General features: G+C 59.0%; 17 protein-coding genes and 1 pseudogene. 11 read left to right on the top strand and 7 right to left on the bottom strand.

The window, feature by feature from the left end:
- The first annotated feature begins 197 nt into the window (after positions 1-197).
- Positions 198-4,889: an RHS repeat-associated core domain-containing protein gene (locus ACR52_RS23970; protein ID WP_048730199.1), complete on the top strand. Its 4,692-nt coding sequence runs from the start codon at positions 198-200 to the stop codon at positions 4,887-4,889.
- Complete coding sequence (locus tag ACR52_RS23965) at positions 4,886-5,206, top strand: contact-dependent growth inhibition system immunity protein (RefSeq protein ID WP_048730198.1); 321 nt, start codon at positions 4,886-4,888, stop codon at positions 5,204-5,206. Before ACR52_RS23970 ends, ACR52_RS23965 begins: the two co-directional genes overlap by 4 nt.
- A 65-nt stretch (positions 5,207-5,271) precedes the next feature.
- On the opposite strand, the gene ACR52_RS23960 is transcribed toward ACR52_RS23965, so the two are convergent.
- Positions 5,272-5,859, bottom strand: coding sequence for an NUDIX domain-containing protein (locus ACR52_RS23960; protein WP_048730196.1), 588 nt, complete (start codon positions 5,857-5,859; stop codon positions 5,272-5,274).
- A gap of 11 nt (positions 5,860-5,870) precedes the next feature.
- Positions 5,871-6,728 (bottom strand): SDR family NAD(P)-dependent oxidoreductase, encoded by an 858-nt coding sequence (locus ACR52_RS23955; protein WP_048730194.1) that lies wholly within the window; start codon positions 6,726-6,728, stop codon positions 5,871-5,873.
- Between the two features lie 162 nt (positions 6,729-6,890).
- Here ACR52_RS23955 and ACR52_RS23950 point away from each other — a divergent pair, with 162 nt between their 5' ends.
- Entirely contained in the window at positions 6,891-7,817 is a 927-nt protein-coding gene (locus ACR52_RS23950; RefSeq protein ID WP_048730193.1) for an alpha/beta hydrolase, read from the top strand.
- Between the two features lie 192 nt (positions 7,818-8,009).
- On the opposite strand, the gene ACR52_RS23945 is transcribed toward ACR52_RS23950, so the two are convergent.
- Positions 8,010-9,170 carry an alpha-hydroxy acid oxidase gene (locus ACR52_RS23945; protein WP_048730190.1) on the bottom strand — a complete coding sequence of 387 codons (1,161 nt, stop codon included), beginning with the start codon at positions 9,168-9,170 and terminating at the stop codon, positions 8,010-8,012.
- A 121-nt stretch (positions 9,171-9,291) separates the two neighbouring features.
- Here ACR52_RS23945 and ACR52_RS23940 point away from each other — a divergent pair, with 121 nt between their 5' ends.
- Positions 9,292-10,077, top strand: a complete 786-nt coding sequence (locus ACR52_RS23940) for a DeoR/GlpR family DNA-binding transcription regulator (RefSeq protein ID WP_048730189.1) — start codon at positions 9,292-9,294, stop codon at positions 10,075-10,077.
- Positions 10,078-10,215: 138 nt separating this feature from the next.
- Here ACR52_RS23940 and ACR52_RS23935 read toward each other — a convergent pair whose 3' ends face one another.
- Positions 10,216-10,650: a hypothetical protein gene (locus ACR52_RS23935; protein WP_048730188.1), complete on the bottom strand. Its 435-nt coding sequence runs from the start codon at positions 10,648-10,650 to the stop codon at positions 10,216-10,218.
- Positions 10,651-10,652: 2 nt separating this feature from the next.
- A complete protein-coding gene (locus ACR52_RS23930) occupies positions 10,653-10,877 on the bottom strand; it encodes a hypothetical protein (protein ID WP_048730186.1) in 225 nt (74 codons plus the stop codon).
- 201 nt (positions 10,878-11,078) lie between these two features.
- Between ACR52_RS23930 and ACR52_RS23925 the strand changes: the two genes are divergently transcribed.
- Complete coding sequence (locus ACR52_RS23925; RefSeq protein WP_048730184.1) at positions 11,079-11,639, top strand: type 1 glutamine amidotransferase domain-containing protein; 561 nt, start codon at positions 11,079-11,081, stop codon at positions 11,637-11,639.
- Positions 11,640-11,698: 59 nt separating this feature from the next.
- Here the strand turns inward: ACR52_RS23925 and ACR52_RS23920 are convergent, their stop codons facing one another.
- Entirely contained in the window at positions 11,699-11,905 is a 207-nt protein-coding gene (locus tag ACR52_RS23920; protein ID WP_048730183.1) for a PLDc N-terminal domain-containing protein, read from the bottom strand.
- Positions 11,906-12,046: 141 nt separating this feature from the next.
- Here ACR52_RS23920 and ACR52_RS29745 point away from each other — a divergent pair.
- Positions 12,047-12,199 (top strand): annotated as a pseudogene (locus tag ACR52_RS29745) (hemerythrin domain-containing protein); the annotation flags it as partial.
- Positions 12,200-12,254: 55 nt separating this feature from the next.
- On the top strand, positions 12,255-12,515 hold the full coding sequence (locus ACR52_RS23915; protein WP_048730182.1) for a hypothetical protein: 261 nt from the start codon (positions 12,255-12,257) through the stop codon (positions 12,513-12,515).
- Here the strand turns inward: ACR52_RS23915 and ACR52_RS23910 are convergent.
- A complete protein-coding gene (locus ACR52_RS23910) occupies positions 12,504-12,722 on the bottom strand; it encodes a DUF3079 domain-containing protein (protein ID WP_048730244.1) in 219 nt (72 codons plus the stop codon). The two genes, ACR52_RS23915 and ACR52_RS23910, sit on opposite strands and share 12 nt — an antisense overlap.
- A gap of 179 nt (positions 12,723-12,901) precedes the next feature.
- Between ACR52_RS23910 and ACR52_RS23905 the strand changes: the two genes are divergently transcribed.
- The 4 genes from ACR52_RS23905 to ACR52_RS23890 all read left to right on the top strand — a co-directional run.
- Positions 12,902-13,432 carry an iron transporter gene (locus tag ACR52_RS23905; protein ID WP_048730180.1) on the top strand — a complete coding sequence of 177 codons (531 nt, stop codon included), beginning with the start codon at positions 12,902-12,904 and terminating at the stop codon, positions 13,430-13,432.
- On the top strand, positions 13,432-13,755 hold the full coding sequence (locus ACR52_RS23900) for a cupredoxin domain-containing protein (RefSeq protein ID WP_048730179.1): 324 nt from the start codon (positions 13,432-13,434) through the stop codon (positions 13,753-13,755). Before ACR52_RS23905 ends, ACR52_RS23900 begins: the two co-directional genes overlap by 1 nt.
- Positions 13,756-13,770: 15 nt before the next feature.
- Positions 13,771-14,610 (top strand): FTR1 family iron permease, encoded by an 840-nt coding sequence (locus tag ACR52_RS23895; protein WP_048730177.1) that lies wholly within the window; start codon positions 13,771-13,773, stop codon positions 14,608-14,610.
- Positions 14,607-15,754 (top strand): 4Fe-4S binding protein (locus ACR52_RS23890; RefSeq protein ID WP_048730174.1); only part of this gene is annotated, 1,148 nt, incomplete at its 3' end. The genes ACR52_RS23895 and ACR52_RS23890, both read left to right, overlap by 4 nt.

Genomic DNA, 15,754 nt, shown 5'->3' with positions numbered 1-15,754 from the left:
ACTCTTGTGGGAAATTTCTGACAATAGCCGGTAGTCGGGAGGCAGAGGACGAGCGTTGTCGAAACGTCCCACATAACGGCCGGATTACCTCTACTCCCCTCCCCTGAAAAGGTCCGCAAAGTCCCTCGCCTGACTACACGGTGCGAGGGATTGCAGATGGCGTTTTTTGTGTGGGCCCCGGTTGATGGGGCTGTTTCATGATCGAAGTGACCAGTCAAACCATTGGCTACCTGGTGCTGGCCGCCATGGATTCAAAGGCGCGAGACGTCGAATCCGTTATCAGCGACTTCAAGCGCTGCCTCAATAGCTACGACGCCTGGGCCGAGAGCTTTTTCAGCTTTTCGGCGCTGGATATCGAGCAGGTGTTCAAGGTTGGAGATGAAGTGGCGCTGGTCGCGCCGATCAACCGTTCGATTATCCCCAGCAGCACCGTCGCTACCTGCCAGGCCAACGGCACGCTGACCCTGGTGCATATGTTCCAGAGCTCACGGTTCGTGCCCATTGGCAATACGCCAGTGATGGTGCAACGCATCGACCCCAATGGCGGCCCGCTGGGCGAGCCCCTCCATAAAACCATCGGCCCGAGCGGCATCCTCGAAATCACGGAGTGTGATCGCAACCAGAAGTACCGAGTCAGTTTCTATCCCAACGTTTCCACAGCGCATTTCAAGGCGTTGTACGCCTCTTATCAGTCGGTTATCGCACCGCTGGAAAGTTGGCTGCGCAACGAATGGGACAGCACATTCAAGCCGCTGTGGAAGGGTTACTCCGAAGCCAACTTCCTCAAGCGCTACCTCTCATTGCACCAAGCCTACGCTCGCGGGTTTGGTGAGACGTTGTATTCGCTGTGGGACAACATCAAGCAGCTGTTTCAGTGGTTTTCAGACCCGTTGGGTCATGCCGAAAAGCTGCTGCATTACCTGTCTCAGGATGAATTTGAAAAGCTGCTGAAACTCGGCACCGAAAGCATCGCTAAGGGCTTATTGGTGCTTAGTGATGAGCCGCTGCTGTTCATCTATTTGTCGGCGACGGTCAGTTGGATCCGGATGTTGCCGCCTCCGTACATGAACGAGCTGCTGGGGGAAATCAGCGCCGAAGTATTGATTAATTTGTTGCTGTGTCTCGCCACGGCCGGGATGGGTATGGCGGTGCGTATGAGCACGAAGGTGCTGGGTGGCATCAAGTCTCAACGGGCGCGCAGGTGGTTGGAGCACATGGCTGGGCAGTTCGGGAAGGCTCGCGTAGATGATCATGCAGAGCTGGCCAAGCCGATTCTGCTAGGTAGCCCGGCGACGCCGATCAGGGTGATTCCGGATGTGCCTTTGAAGGCTGGGGATCAGGTGGTTTCCAACCCGGTAACGGCGGTTCGGGACAAGGCTAAGCAGCAGACGGTATTGGTGCGCCAGGAGCATGTTGATGATGTGCCTGCCGCTGCTCGAAACCTGAACGGGGATGCTGCCGCGTCTTCGGACAAGACCGCCACCAATGGGTGCCCGGTGTCGATGGTGACCGGGGAGGAATTGCTGACGCTGACCGATGGTGCGCTGGACGGGATTTTACCGTTCGAGTGGACACGGTTGTATCGCACAAGCGCGGTGGAAGTGGATTGTGGGTTGGGGTTTGGGTGGAGTCACTCGCTGGCGCATCGGTTGAGTGTTTCCGGTGATTCGGTGGTGTGGAAGGATCATGAAAATCGGTCGACTACCCTGCCCTTGCCTAGTTCTTCTCGACCGGCGATTACCAATAGCCTGGCCGAAGCGGCGATTTACTTGGGGTCGTTGCCTGATGAGTTAGTGCTGGCGCAGGCGTCGCGTTTCTACCACTTCCGTGACGGTGTGCTGACGGCGATCAGTGATGCGTATGACAATCGGCTGCGTATTTTTCGGGATGTGCTGGGGCGGATTGAGCGGCTGGATAACGGTGTGGGGCGCTCGCTGCTCTTGCGTTATGAGTTCGGCCGAATCATCGCGGTGGACTACCAGATTCATCGAGCTAAAGGCCGTGAACCCTATGTTTGGGTGACTGAGCAAAACGTTGTTTCCTACGCCTATGACGACATTGGCCGACTGGTTTCAGCGACCAATGCTGTAGGCGAAAGCGAGGTTTACCGGTACGACGATCAGCACGTCATTCTTGAACGCGGCTTGGCCGGTGGGGCGAGTTTCTTCTGGGAGTGGGAACGGGCTGGCAAGGCGGCGCGGTGTGTTCGGCACTGGGCCAGTTTTTCGCAGATGGACACGCGGTATGCCTGGGATGACAACGGGCAAGTCACGGTTTTTAACGCCGACAGCAGCCAGGAAGTCTATGTCCACGATCAACGGGCGCGGCTGGTGCGGCGGGTGGATCCGGATGGCGCCGAGCATTTCAAATCCTACGACGACAAAGGCCGGCTGACGGTTGAGCAGGACCCGCTGGGGGCGGTGACGGCGTATCAGTACGACGAAGCCGGGTGTTTGGTGGCGTTGTTTCCGGGGGACGATGAGCCGATATCCTACGAGCATGACAATGGATTCGTACGGGTTGTAAGGCGGGGTCAGGCAGTCTGGAAGTACGAGCGCAATGACCAAGGCGATGTCATTCGCAAGACCGATCCTGACGGCAATTGCACGGACTACAGCTACAACAAATACGGCCAGCTGATTGGGGTTTGGTACCCGGATCACAGCAGTCAGCGACTGGTGTGGAATGAGCGTGGGCAGTTGCTTGAGGAGCAATTGCCGAATGGTGGCGTTAAGCGCTATCGCTATGACGACCGTGGGCGGCAGGTTGCGCGAGAGGATGAGCATGGCGCGCTGACCCAGTATCAGTGGGACAGCGTCGGTCGGTTGATTCGTGTCGTGCTGCCAGGCGGCGCATGTAGGGAATACAGTTACAACCCCTACGGAAAAATCACCGCTGAACGGGATGAACTAGGGCACGTCACCCGCTACGAATACGCCGACGGTTTGCACCTGATCAGCCGCCGCATTAATGCCGACGGCACCCAAGTTAAATACCGCTACGACAACGTGCGGTTGTTGCTGACAGAAATCCAAAATGAAACTGGCGAAACCTACCGGCTCCACTACCACAGCAATGGCCTGATCCAGCAGGAAATCGGTTTTGACGGTCAGAGTACCGCCTACGTTTACGACCTCAACGGCAACCTGCAGGAAAAGACCGAAGATGGCGACGATGGCAGTCAGTTAGTCACCCGTTACGAGCGTGACCACGCCGGTCGACTCGTAAGAAAAACCCTGCCTGACGGCAACACTGTCAATTACGCCTACGACCGCCAAGGCAATCTCCTCAGCGTCGACGACGGCAACTGGGCCCTGGCCTACGAATACGACCTACAAAACCGCCTTACAGCCGAACACCAAGGCTGGGGCACCTTGCGTTATGGCTACGACGCCTGCGGCCACCTTCAAAAACTGCGCCTACCGGATAACAACCGGTTGGTGTTCAACCACCGCAAAGGTGGCGACCTCTCTACCATCGAACTCAACGGCGCGCAGCTGACATCACACCTATTCAAAGACGGCCGCGAACACCAACGCCAACAAGGCCAACTGCTCAGCCGTTACCAACACGACGACCAAGGACGCCTGTTCAACCAAAGCATCGGCGATGCCACAGGCGCTGGATACCGCCGCCACTACGACTACGACAAATCCGGCAACCTCACCCGCCTCCTCGACACCCGCAAAGGCGAACACCACTACCACTACGACCCACTAAACCGCCTCACCCGCGCCGACCACTCCCAAGACGTACAGGAACGCTTCGGCCACGACCCGGCGGGCAACCTGCTCATGCAAAACCGCCCCGGCCCCGACATCGTGGCTGGCAATCGCCTGATGATCCAAGGAGACTGGCATTACGACTACGACGCCTTCGGCAACCTCATCCGTGAACGACGCGGTAAAGGTCACCAACTCGTCACCGAGTACCGCTACGACTGTCAGCATCGCCTGACCGGCGTCACCCAACCTAATGGAAAAACGGCCAGCTACTGCTACGACCCGTTTGGCCGCCGAATCAGCAAAACCGTCGACGGCATAACCACCGAGTTTTTCTGGCACGGCGATAAGCTAATCGCCGAACACCGCGCGGGCCGGCATCGCAGCTATATCTACGAACCGGACAGTTTCCGCCCGCTAGCCCTGCTGGAAGGCTTCGGCCCAAAAGAAACAAAACCCTACCACTACCAACTCGACCACCTCGGCACGCCGCAAGAACTCACCGCTCCGGACGGCGAAATCGTCTGGTCCGCGCACTACCGCGCCTACGGCGAAATCACCCGTCTCGACATAGGAAAAGTCGACGACCCGCTGCGCTTCCAGGGCCAATACTTCGACTCGGAAAGCGGGCTGCACTACAACCGCCATCGCTACTACAATCCGGATATTGGTCGTTACCTGACGCCGGACCCGGTAAAGCTTGCGGGTGGGATTAACGCCTACCTATATGTACCTAACCCTACGGGGTGGATAGACCCATTAGGATTAAGTTGTAAGGTTGGAAATTGCCCCGGCGGCATACTAGATACGCATGAAGAGGCAGGGGGGCATTTGCTCGAGAAGCACGTTGAGCAGACGGATGCACAATTGTTTACAAGGCTGGAATTGGAACCACATATTCCAGCGGCATCTACGTTCAGAAACAAAAAGGAAGCAGAAGCTCTCGTTTCTAAAAGCTTAACCAACCGTCGAGAAGAAATCCTAAAGTTTTTAGAAGGAAAAAAAGACAAACATATCATCAACGAAAGCTCAAACTTGCCTGTAGGATTGAGCGCTATTAGAGGCGCTGAAGCGTCCATTCCAGTCTACAACTTCATTCTGGTTCTGAAGAGAAAACCTAAGATGCCAGATGGCTATTTATTACTGACGGGATATCCTGAAAAATGAACCTACCACTGACTGAACTTCAGCAATTTTTTGGCGCCTACTTTAATCAGGACTGGACAGCGGAACACTCTTCAGCCGATGAAGTAATTGACTCGTTCCTACTTGATTCACAAAGGGATGTCATCACCACTGTAAAAATGGAAATAATAGAACTAATAAACACCTACACAAATGAACCAGAGTTTCAAAATAACTTATTTCATGAACAGCACTGCTATTATTACTACCCTAATCAATGGACATCAGGCCCCTCATGGTTAAATCACATCATTGTTAAATTCGATGAGCACTTACTGAAACAAGAAAACCCTATTTAAAAAGCAACCTATGTGGCGAGTTTGCTCGCTCGCCACAATAGATATGCTCCCGAGAAAGAACTGACTCACCACCCTTCCTTCAACATCCGCAACTCCAGGTGCTGTAACAGCATGATGGTCTTCCCATCCACTATCTCCTCGCTCTGCACCATCGCCAACGCCTGTTCAAACCCAAGTTCCAGCACCTCTATATCCTCCCCCTCTTCTTCCAACCCACCGCCGCTGCCAACCCGATCTCCCGGCTGATATTCACCCATAAAAAAGTGAATCCGCTCCGTCACCGAACCCGGGCTCATGAACGCTGCATAGATCTTCTCCACATGCCCCACCCGATACCCGGTTTCCTCTTCCGCTTCCAGGCGAATACGTTCCTCGGGGCTGGCATTGTCGAGCAACCCGGCCGCGGCCTCGATCAGGTAACCGTGATAGTCGTTAACGAACGTGGGCATCCGAAACTGGCGAATCAGCAACACCGTGCGCTGTTCGCGGTTGTACAACAGGATGGTCGCGCCATTGCCGCGGTCGTACACCTCGCGGGTCTGGGCTTGCCAACTGCCGTCGCGGCGGCGCAGGTCGAAGCTGTATTTCTTCAGCAGGTACCAGTTTTCCGAGAGGGTCTCTTCGGCGGTGATGCGAACGGGGCTGTTGTCCATGGTCGGGTTTCTCAAGAAAGGTGCTGTGCTTGTTTGATGCTATCCCAGGCGGCGGCGACTTCTTCAGCACTGCTTGCCTTGATTCGGGCCAGGTCGCGGGGGTAGTCAACGCCTGGATTTTCCGTAAAGCGTGTGGCGGTAAATTGCCCGTTGCTGGCGCGCAGGATGTAACCCGTGTCTTCGCATTGCGGGGACGCGAGAAACAACACCCCCGGCGTCACCCACTCCGGCTTGAGTTCGTCAGGCTCTTCGGTCACGCCCCACATGCGTGTCTTGGCAACCGGCGAAATCGCATTGACTTTAATCCCCGCATCAAAGCCCTCATGACTCAACGCGTTCATGATGCCCAGTTGCGCCATCTTGCCGGCGCTGTAAGCCACCAGCCCGGCTTGCTCATATTGCACGTACATGGCGCGGTCGGAGGTGGTCAGGATAATGCGCGGCGCAGGTGAGCGCAGCAGGTGCGGCCAGGCGTGCTTGCACAGCCACAGCGGCGCGTAGAGGTTGATGTCCATGGCCCGTTGCAGGAACGCCATGTCGAGGTTTTCAATAGTCTGGTAACCCACCCAGCCGGCGTTGAGAATCAGGATATCGAGCTGACCGAACGCCTCGACGGCAAACTCGATCAACTGCCGACACCCCTCGTCCGTAGACAGGTCACCGCCATGGCCAACTACCGCCAGCCCTTCGGCCTGCAATACCTCGGCAGCCGCTTGTACCACCGACGTATCGGTGCCTGCCCCGACCTTGTCAGCGCCAACATCGCTGATCACCACCCGGGCGCCGCCCAGGGCCAGCGCCTTTGCATAACTGAGTCCCAACCCGCGTGCACCACCGGTGACGATGGCGGTTTTGCCTGTGAAATCCATGTGCGTGCTCTCCTGTTTGGCCCCCCACCCTAACAACCTGTGCACGGGGGATTCAATGCTGTAACACTTTGCAAGCAATCCCCATGGACGGCTGTCGAATTAATTCCTGCCCCGACAAGCCATCTGTTAAAAACCGTGCTTCACCTTTGCCCTGGAACCTTCATGTCCTCTCGTTTTCTCTCCCGCCTGAGACTGCGCTGGCTTCCCCTGCTGTGCATGGCCCTGCTGATCGTCGGCCTGCCGGTGGGTTGCTCGGTGCTGCAACACAAGGAGCGCGAGCTGGTGTTTCGCATCGAGCCGGGCACGGCCAGCTGGTACAGCGGGTTGCCCAGGGCCGTGCAGGAATTCGAACTCAAGCCCGCCGGTTTCAAACCGGGGCAGAACATTCATGGCTGGTGGTACCCGGCAGACAACAAGGACGCGCCTGCGGTCCTGTACCTGCACGGCGTGCGCTGGAACCTCACCGGGCAGTTGTTTCGCATTGAGCAGTTGCACGCGCTGGGCTTCTCGGTGCTGGCCATCGACTATCGCGGTTTCGGCCAAAGCCACGGCGACCTGCCGTCGGAAACCACGGTGTACGAAGACGCACGAGCCGCCTGGGAGCGCTTCCAACTGTTGCAGCCAGACCCCAGCAAACGCCTGATCTATGGACACTCCCTGGGGGGCGCAGTGGCCATCGACCTGGCCGCCGAGCTGGGCAAGCAGACGCCGCTGCCCGTGCGCGGGCTGGTGATCGAATCGACGTTCACTTCACTGGCGGACGTCGCCGCCGCCGTGGCCAACACCTCGTTGCCGGTGCGCTGGTTGCTCTCGCAGAAATTCGATTCCATCGACAAGATTGCCGACATCCATATGCCGCTGCTGGTGGTGCATGGCCTGGACGATCGTTATGTGCCGCCGCGCTTCAGCCAGCAATTGTTTGAAGCCGCCCAGGAACCCAAGCGACTGTTGCTGGTGCCCGGCGCGAGCCATAACAACAGCATGAGCCTGGCCGGTCGCAGCTATCGCCAGGCACTCGACAACCTGATGCAAGCGAAGATGCCGACACAGGTTGTGACCCACTCCACAGGGCGCAGCGGCGAGTCATAAAAGCGCTTTTCAGCACTGGGTTCACACTTGCCTGTCAAGCGCAAACCCTGCCCATACTGGCCCGCGCTGAAAGTTGATCAAATATTAACCTTGGGCCAAATCACCAACCCCGCCGGGCCTTCACAAAGTTATCCACAGAGATACCCACGGTTTTCGTGGACAACTCTTTTTACTTTTTTACGTTTTTTTTGCTTAGTAAATGTTTTCGGGAAATGTACCGGGCAGCAAAATCTCGCGATTCACATTGCGTATATCGTTATAGCCACACAGTGCCATCGACACGTCCAACTCGCGGGCGATGATCTCGAGAGCCTTGGTCACACCCGCTTCTCCCATCGCGCCCAACCCATACAAATGCGAGCGGCCGATCATGGTGCCTTTGGCGCCCAGGGCCATTGCCTTGAGCACGTCCTGGCCGGAGCGAATCCCGCCGTCGAGCCACACTTCAATACGTTCGCCCACCGCTTCGACAATCGCCGGCAGTTGGCTGATGCTCGACGGCGCACCATCCAGTTGGCGGCCCCCGTGGTTGCTCACCACCAGTGCGTCGGCGCCGGAATTGGCCGCCAGCCGCGCATCTTCCACATCGAGGATGCCCTTGATAATCAGCTTGCCACCCCAGCATTTCTTGATCCACTCCACATCGTCCCAGCTCAGGCGCGGGTCGAACTGTTGAGCGGTCCACGATGACAACGAACTCATGTCCGCCACGCCCTTCACATGCCCGACGATATTGCCGAAACCATGGCGTTTGGTGCCGAGCATGCCCATCACCCAGCGCGGCTTGGTCATCATATTGAGGATATTTGGCAGGGTCAGTTTGGGTGGCGCCGACAGGCCGTTGATCAAGTCCTTGTGGCGTTGCCCGAGGATCTGCAGGTCCAGCGTCAACACCAGCGCATCGACGCCAGCGGCCTTGGCGCGCTCGATCAACTGCTCGACAAACGCGCGATCGCGCATCACATACAGCTGGAACCAGAACGGCTGGCCGACCTGTTCGGCAATGTCTTCCAGGGAGCAGATACTCATGGTCGACAAGGTGTAGCGCAGGCCAAAGGCGGCAGCCGCGCGGGCGGTGAGAATCTCTCCATCGGCATGTTGCATGCCGGCCAGGCCGGTGGGTGCCAGGGCGACCGGCATGGCCATGTCCTGGCCGATCATGCTGGCGCGAATTGAGCGTTCATCGATGTTGCGCGCCACGCGCTGGCGGAATTTGATGCGGGCAAAATCGCTTTCATTCGCCCGATAAGTGCTTTCAGTCCAGGAGCCGGAATCGGCGTAGTCGTAGAACATCCGTGGAACACGTTTTTGCGCCAGCTTGCGTAAGTCTTCGATGGTTGTGATCAACGACATATGGGTCACCTCTCCCTGAACTGAGCACAGAGAGTAACCGCCCATCGGCCGTGCAACCAGCCATTGCGTTTATATCGAGGGGCGACTAATCTCGCACAAACACGCAAGAAGACGCATAAACATGCATAGCACTCATCAAGCCATTGACCTGCCTTCGTTGCGCAAACAGAAGATCCTGTTGCTGCTGGAGCGCGATGGCAAAGTCACGGCGTCGGAGTTGGTGGAACACTTTGCCGTGTCCCAGGACACCATCCGCCGCGACCTCGGTGAACTCGCCGCCGCCGGCCTGTTGCAGCGCGTCCACGGCGGCGCCCTGCCCCGGCCCAAGGACACCGGCAAGGACTTCTTCACCCGCGTCGGCGAGACCAACGAGGTCAAGCGCCACCTCGCACAACTGGCGGCCGACCTGGTGCAAGACGGCCAGATTGTGTTGTTCGATTCCGGCTCCACCACCCTGCAGATCGCCCAGTCCCTGCCGCGTTCGATCCGCCTGACCGTGGTCACACCCTCGCCCATGATCGCCATCGCTTTGGCAGATCATCCAAAGGTGAAAGTGATCCTCGCCGGCGGCCAACTCAACCCGGCAACCTTGTCCACCACTGGCCAGGAAGCCGTGCGCCTGATCCAGAGCATCAAGGCCGACCTGTTGTTTACAGGCGTGTGCGCACTGCATCCGCAAGTCGGCATCAGCTCGCTGCATTTTGATGAAGTGGCCGTCAAGCAGGCCCTGCTCGACAGTGCGTCCCAGGTAGTGGCGGTGACGTTGGCGGACAAGCTCGGCGCGGTGGAACCCTTTGTGGTCGCGCCGTGCAACCGCATCCATACGCTGATCACCGAGTGGCATGTGCCGAGTGTCGAGGCTTATGAACAGTTAGGGTTGGAAGTGTTGCGGGTAGAAGTCGAGTAGCTTAAGAGCCTCGAATTGTCCCGATGGGTTGTGTAGGAGCTCCGAGTTTTGGGGCTGCTTCGCAGCCCAACGGGAGCAAGCTCCCTCGCCACAGGTTCAGTGTTCGTTCTTAACTGATCGGCATCGGGGCACGCCTGTTCACCACAACAGCACCTTTGCCGCATCACGCATGAAAATTTCGATGGTCTTGGGCCCCACGCCGTCGAACGCCCCCAGGCGCTTTTCGAAGGCCTGGCGGTTTTCGCTGGCGCTGCGGATATGGGTGATCTTGCCAGCGTACTCGGCGTTCAACTTGGCGCTCAAGTCCAGCAAGCGCTGCGCCGTGCTTTCGTCGTAGCGCACGTAATGGGCGCGCCCAAGCATGGAGACCAGCTCACGGGACGTGCAGTGTTGCAGCTTACGCGCCGTGTCACGCCCCTCTTCTTCGACGATCACCTTATAGGCCTGCGCGGCGATCGGCGCCTGGATACGCTTGCCCATCAGGAAGCTGGCGACAAACCACTTGAACAAGCTGCCGTCATCCCCAGGCTTGAGTTCGATGCCCAGTTCAGACGCGGAGATCGCCTTGGCCATACTCAGTGCCCCAGCTTGCGCTCGACCTTGGCGGCCTGTTCATTGATCGCATCGGTCTGGCGCTCTGTGTCTTTGATCGAGGTGGGGGTCAGCACCTTGTCAACGGTCTCGGTGCTTGGGTTCGGACGCTCCAGGGTCTGGCCCTTGGTGGCTTTTTCAGTGCCTTTCTGGGTGTCTTCGGAGCTGATGGGTTGCGGGGTTTTGTCGGCAGCCTTGTGATCGGTCACGGTGAAATCTCCTGGCAATTAAAGGCCCGCAAAGCGACGGGCACGTATGCAGCAGAGCCCGGCGCATTTCGATAGTTCAAGGAAATTGCCCGCACCAACCACTCAAGAAATAAGTGCAAATTAATTTAAACCTTTGCCGTTTTGGCTTGATCAACTCTCCCATATCGCCTCTTTATTTCCCCCACCAGGAGACACTCGATCATGAGTTCACATCTTAACGGCAAGAAAATTCTGGTCATCACCTCCAACACCGGCATCGAGCGCGACGAGCTGCTCAAGCCCCTGGAAGCATTGCGTGGTTATGGCGCGACAGTGACACACGGCTCCAGCAAAGGCGGCACCACGCAGACGTTTGTCGGTGACACCGAGAAGGACCAAACCGTGGAATCCGACGTGCAGCTGTCAGACGTGGTGAGCAGCGACTTTGACGCGTTGGTCATTCCGGGCGGCACCGTCAACGCCGATACCCTGCGCCAGGACGCGGCGGCATTGCGTCTGATCAACGACTTCGTCAAGGCCGGCAAGACCGTCGCGGCGATCTGTCACGGCCCGTGGGCGCTGATCGACGCCGGCGTGATCAAGGGCAAAACCCTGACCTCCTACAAGAGCGTGCGGATCGACCTGGAAAACGCCGGCGCTGCCGGGTGGGTCGATGCCGAGGTGAAGGAATGCAAGGCCAATGGCTGGACGTTAATCACCTCACGTACACCTGATGACCTACCGGCATTCAATGAAGCGATTGCCAAGGCTGTGGCGGGCTGAATCCGGGCCACCCAATGCAAACAGGCGCCCAAGGGCGCCTGTTTTTTTTGCCTTCTGCTTCAGCTTCTGTGGTGCTCCGGCATCTCGCGTTTCGGCCCGAACATCGCCCACGCAATCAACCCGAACAACGGTACAAAGATCAGGATGACCAGCCACAGCCCCTTGGTCTCCCAGCCGCCGGTACTGCGCAACACCACATTGATCGCCCACAACTCCAACAGCAGCAGAATCACCGCCAAACCGATCCAGACATATTCTATTTGCATGATTCACCTCCTGAGGTCTATGCGTTAGGTCAAGCATCGGCCCCGAGGGTTCCATCCAATTTTCAGCAAGCGCTCACGCCCAACGGTTGCGGCACTGTGCGAGCAACCGTCTAGAGTCAATCTTATTCAGACACCGCGTCATTGCTGGAGCACCCTGTCGAAAAAGAAACCGAGTTGTTCCCCCAGGTGAAAAAGCTGCTGGGCAAGGCCGTGCAGGAAGAGCTCGGCGCCGAAATGGAAGCGATGAAAGCTGCGCACAAAAAAAGCATGACGGCCAAGCCAATGGCGGCTTGATCGTCATCCGCGGCCCGGATGGTCCGGGCCGCGGTTTAATCAAAGGGATTGCGTCATGAAGACCAGAATTTCCCAACGGATGGTGATTGTCCTCGGTTTGTCAGCTCTGCTGGTCAACCCTGTATTCGCCGCCTTTGGCGATGACACCGCCGGCTCTGCCTTGCCTCCGGGCACCTACCCCAGCAGCCCGTCCGACAGCGACAGCGGCAAATCAAAAACCACCGACAGCAAAAAGCAGCCACCGAAACCGTCCAAGCACGTCAAGCCTTCGGACACGCGCAAAGACACCAAAGACAAGCCCCGTTCAGGCAGTTGAAGGCTCGTCCGTAGCGTCTGTTGCGGCGGGTTCAGGTGCGAGCCCCCAGTCACCATGCTCGTACCAATCATCACCGATCATCTCGGCGGGGTGCATGGTGCGGTCGGCACCGTTGCCGCAGGCCAGGTCGGTCGCGGCGCAATAACGGTCACACCCCCAGCAGATGCGCTCGGGGTGTTTGGGGTGCAATGGAAAAGGCTTGGCCATGACGAGGTTCCCTACCGGCGAACAATAGCCACAACCTACCCCGATAGCGCTGGCCCGACCTTGACGGATATCAAGCCTGGCCAACATGAAATATCGTCGAAACTTGACAAGAATCATTATTATTTACTCCTGACCTTCCTAGACTCGGGTTCTCTCCCCTCACCCGTCAGGAAGCCTCCATGCGTATCCCTTTCTCAGTGTCCCTTGCCCTGCTGCTGACCACCTCTGTCGCGTTCGCCAAGGAGTACCCCATCGGTGAGCCGCAGCACTGCCCCGGGCTGGAAATCGGCGCGGTGTACCTGCAACCGATCGAGATGGCGCCTGCCGGCATGATGCGCGCCACCGCCGACTCCGACGTGCACCTGGAAGCCGACGTTCGCGCTACAGCGGATAGCGCCCAGGGGTTCCAGGAAGGCAGTTTCGTGCCGTACCTCAACCTGTCTTTCTCCCTGAAAAAACAAGGCAGCGACACACCGATCACCGGCGACTTCCACGCCATGGTCGCCAATGACGGGCCGCACTATGGCGACAACGTCAAGCTGCAAGGGCCGGGCAAATACACCCTCACCTTCACGGTGTTGCCGCCTGCCGGCCACCACTCCCTGGGTCGCCACACCGACAAGGAAACCGGCGTCGCCCCCTGGTTCGAGCGCTGCGAAGTGCACTACGAATTCGTCTACGCCGGCATCGGCAAGAAAGGCGGCTACTGATGCGTCGAGCCCTGTTGCTGGGCAGCCTGCTGCTGAGCGGCGCGGCCCTGGCTGCGCCGTTGCCCACCTATGAACTGACCCTGCAGGACGGCCACTTCACCCCGCCGCAACTCAAGGTCAAGGCCGGTGAGCGGTTCAAGATCGTGCTCAGCAACCGTGGCCAAGGCCCGGCGGAATTCGAGAGCACGCCGCTGCGGGTGGAGAAGGTTCTGTCGCCCGGCGTGACCACCTTTGTGGTGATCCACCCGCTCAAGCCGGGGCTATATCCATTCTTTGACGAATTCAATCCACAGTTGCCCGAAGGCAGCATCCTCGCCCAATAGGCCCTGGAGCCGTTGATGAATCAATCGATGTTTATTGTCTGGCGTGAAAGCGTCGAGGCACTGTTGGTGATCGGCATTCTCCAGGCCTGGATCAGCCGCCAGGCCGCGCACTCACAACTGGCCCGCTTCCTGTGGGCCGGGGTGCTGCTTGGGTTGTTGTGCTCCGCCGGGTTGGCGGGGTTGATGCTGTGGGCCGGTGAAACCATGACCGGGCCCCAAGGCGAGTGGCTGCAAGCGGGCCTTACCTTGCTGGCCAGCGGCTTGATGGTGCAGATGGTGTTCTGGATGCATCGTCACGCGGCCACCCTCAAACACACCCTGGTGCGTGAAGCCGATCAGCGCCTGGCACGCCAGGGCGGCTGGGGCGTATTGCTGCTGGCCCTGTTGGCGGTGAGCCGTGAAGGCAGTGAAACCGTGGTGTTCCTGTATGGCGCCGGTGCGCGCCTGCAGGACACGGCGCTGAGTCTGTTCGCCATCGGCGGCGTGCTGGGCCTGGTGTTGGCGTGCCTCACCGTCGTGCTGTTGCGCAGCAGCCGACGCTTCATTTCCTGGAGGCTGTACTTTGCCCTCAGCGAAGCACTGTTGTTGCTGTTGGGCGGGGCCTTGCTGGTTGCGGCCGTGGACCGTATCAGCGGGCAACTACTGGCTATGGACTTGCCCGAGTGGGCCTACGCCGTCGTCGGTGAAAGCGGCTGGGACAGCAGTGCCCTGCTCAGCGACAGCCACGGACTGGGCGCGCTGCTGGCCGACTTTGCCGGCTACCGCGCCGCCCCCAGCCTGGTGACCGTGCTGGTGCTGCTCGGCTATTGGCTGTGGGTCGGCAACGGCCTGCGCCGCTCGCGGCAGACTGCATGACCTGGCTGCAGCAACTGGGCGATGGCATGCGCCGCCATGGCCGGCTGATCCGTGCCGCGCAATGGGCGGTGGTGCTGGTCTACGCCGTGTTACTGGTGCTGCCGGCGCTGCTGCCCTTGCCGGGCAGCCAGGCGCGACTGGTGAACAACCTGACGCTGCTCGCGCAATTCATCTTCTGGGGTGTGTGGTGGCCGTTCGTGTTGCTGTCGATGGTGCTGTTCGGGCGCCTGTGGTGCGGCGTGCTCTGCCCGGAAGGCTCCTTGAGCGAATGGGCCAGCCAGCACGGGCGCGGCCTCGGCATTCCGCGCTGGCTGCGCTGGGGCGGCTGGCCGACGCTGGGCTTTTGCCTGACCACGCTCTACGGCCAATTGATCAGTGTGTATGACTACGCCCAGGCCGCCCTGCTGATCCTCGGCGGCTCGACAGTGGCGGCCATCGTCGTCGGCCTACTGTTCGTGCGGGGCAAGCGTGTGTGGTGCCGCTACCTGTGCCCGGTCAGCGGCGTATTCGCCCTTCTCGCCCGTTTGGCGCCGGTGCATTTCGCCGTGGATGAACAACGCTGGAAGGCCAATGACGCGCCCCGTTTGCCGCTGCCCAACTGCGCGCCGCTGCTGGACATCCGCCGCCTGCAAGGGGCCAGCGATTGCCACGCCTGCGGCCGCTGCAGCGGGCAACGTGGGGCGGTGCAACTGATCGCGCGCTCGTGCAACGAGGAAATCCTCCAGGCGCCTGCTCGCCTGGGTTCGATCTGGGATGCGCGCTTGCTGCTGTTCGGGGTGATCGGCCTGGCGATGGGGGCCTTCCAGTGGACCGTCAGCCCGTGGTTTATCGCGCTTAAACAACAGCTGGCTGAATGGCTGGTCAGCCATGACTGGGTTTGGCCATTGCAGGACAACGCGCCCTGGTGGTTGCTCACTCACTATCCACAACTTAACGACAGCTTCAGTTGGCTGGATGGGCTGTGCATTGTGCTGTATTTGGGGGGTAGCTCACTGGTGTTGGGTGGGGGGTGTTGGCTGCTGCTGCGCCTGGCCGCGTGGGTGGCGGGTGATCGTGCACTGTTTCGGCCGCTGGCGTTAACGCTGACGCCCCTGGGTGGTGCGGGGTTGTTTTTGGGGTTGTCGGCGACGACGGTGAAGTTGTT

Origin of the sequence: Pseudomonas fildesensis, assembly GCF_001050345.1 — a bacterium.
In the GTDB taxonomy this organism is placed as follows: Bacteria; Pseudomonadota; Gammaproteobacteria; order Pseudomonadales; family Pseudomonadaceae; genus Aquipseudomonas; species Aquipseudomonas fildesensis.
Note: the sequence above shows the minus strand (reverse complement) of the source record. Positions and strands in the feature narration are given on the sequence as shown.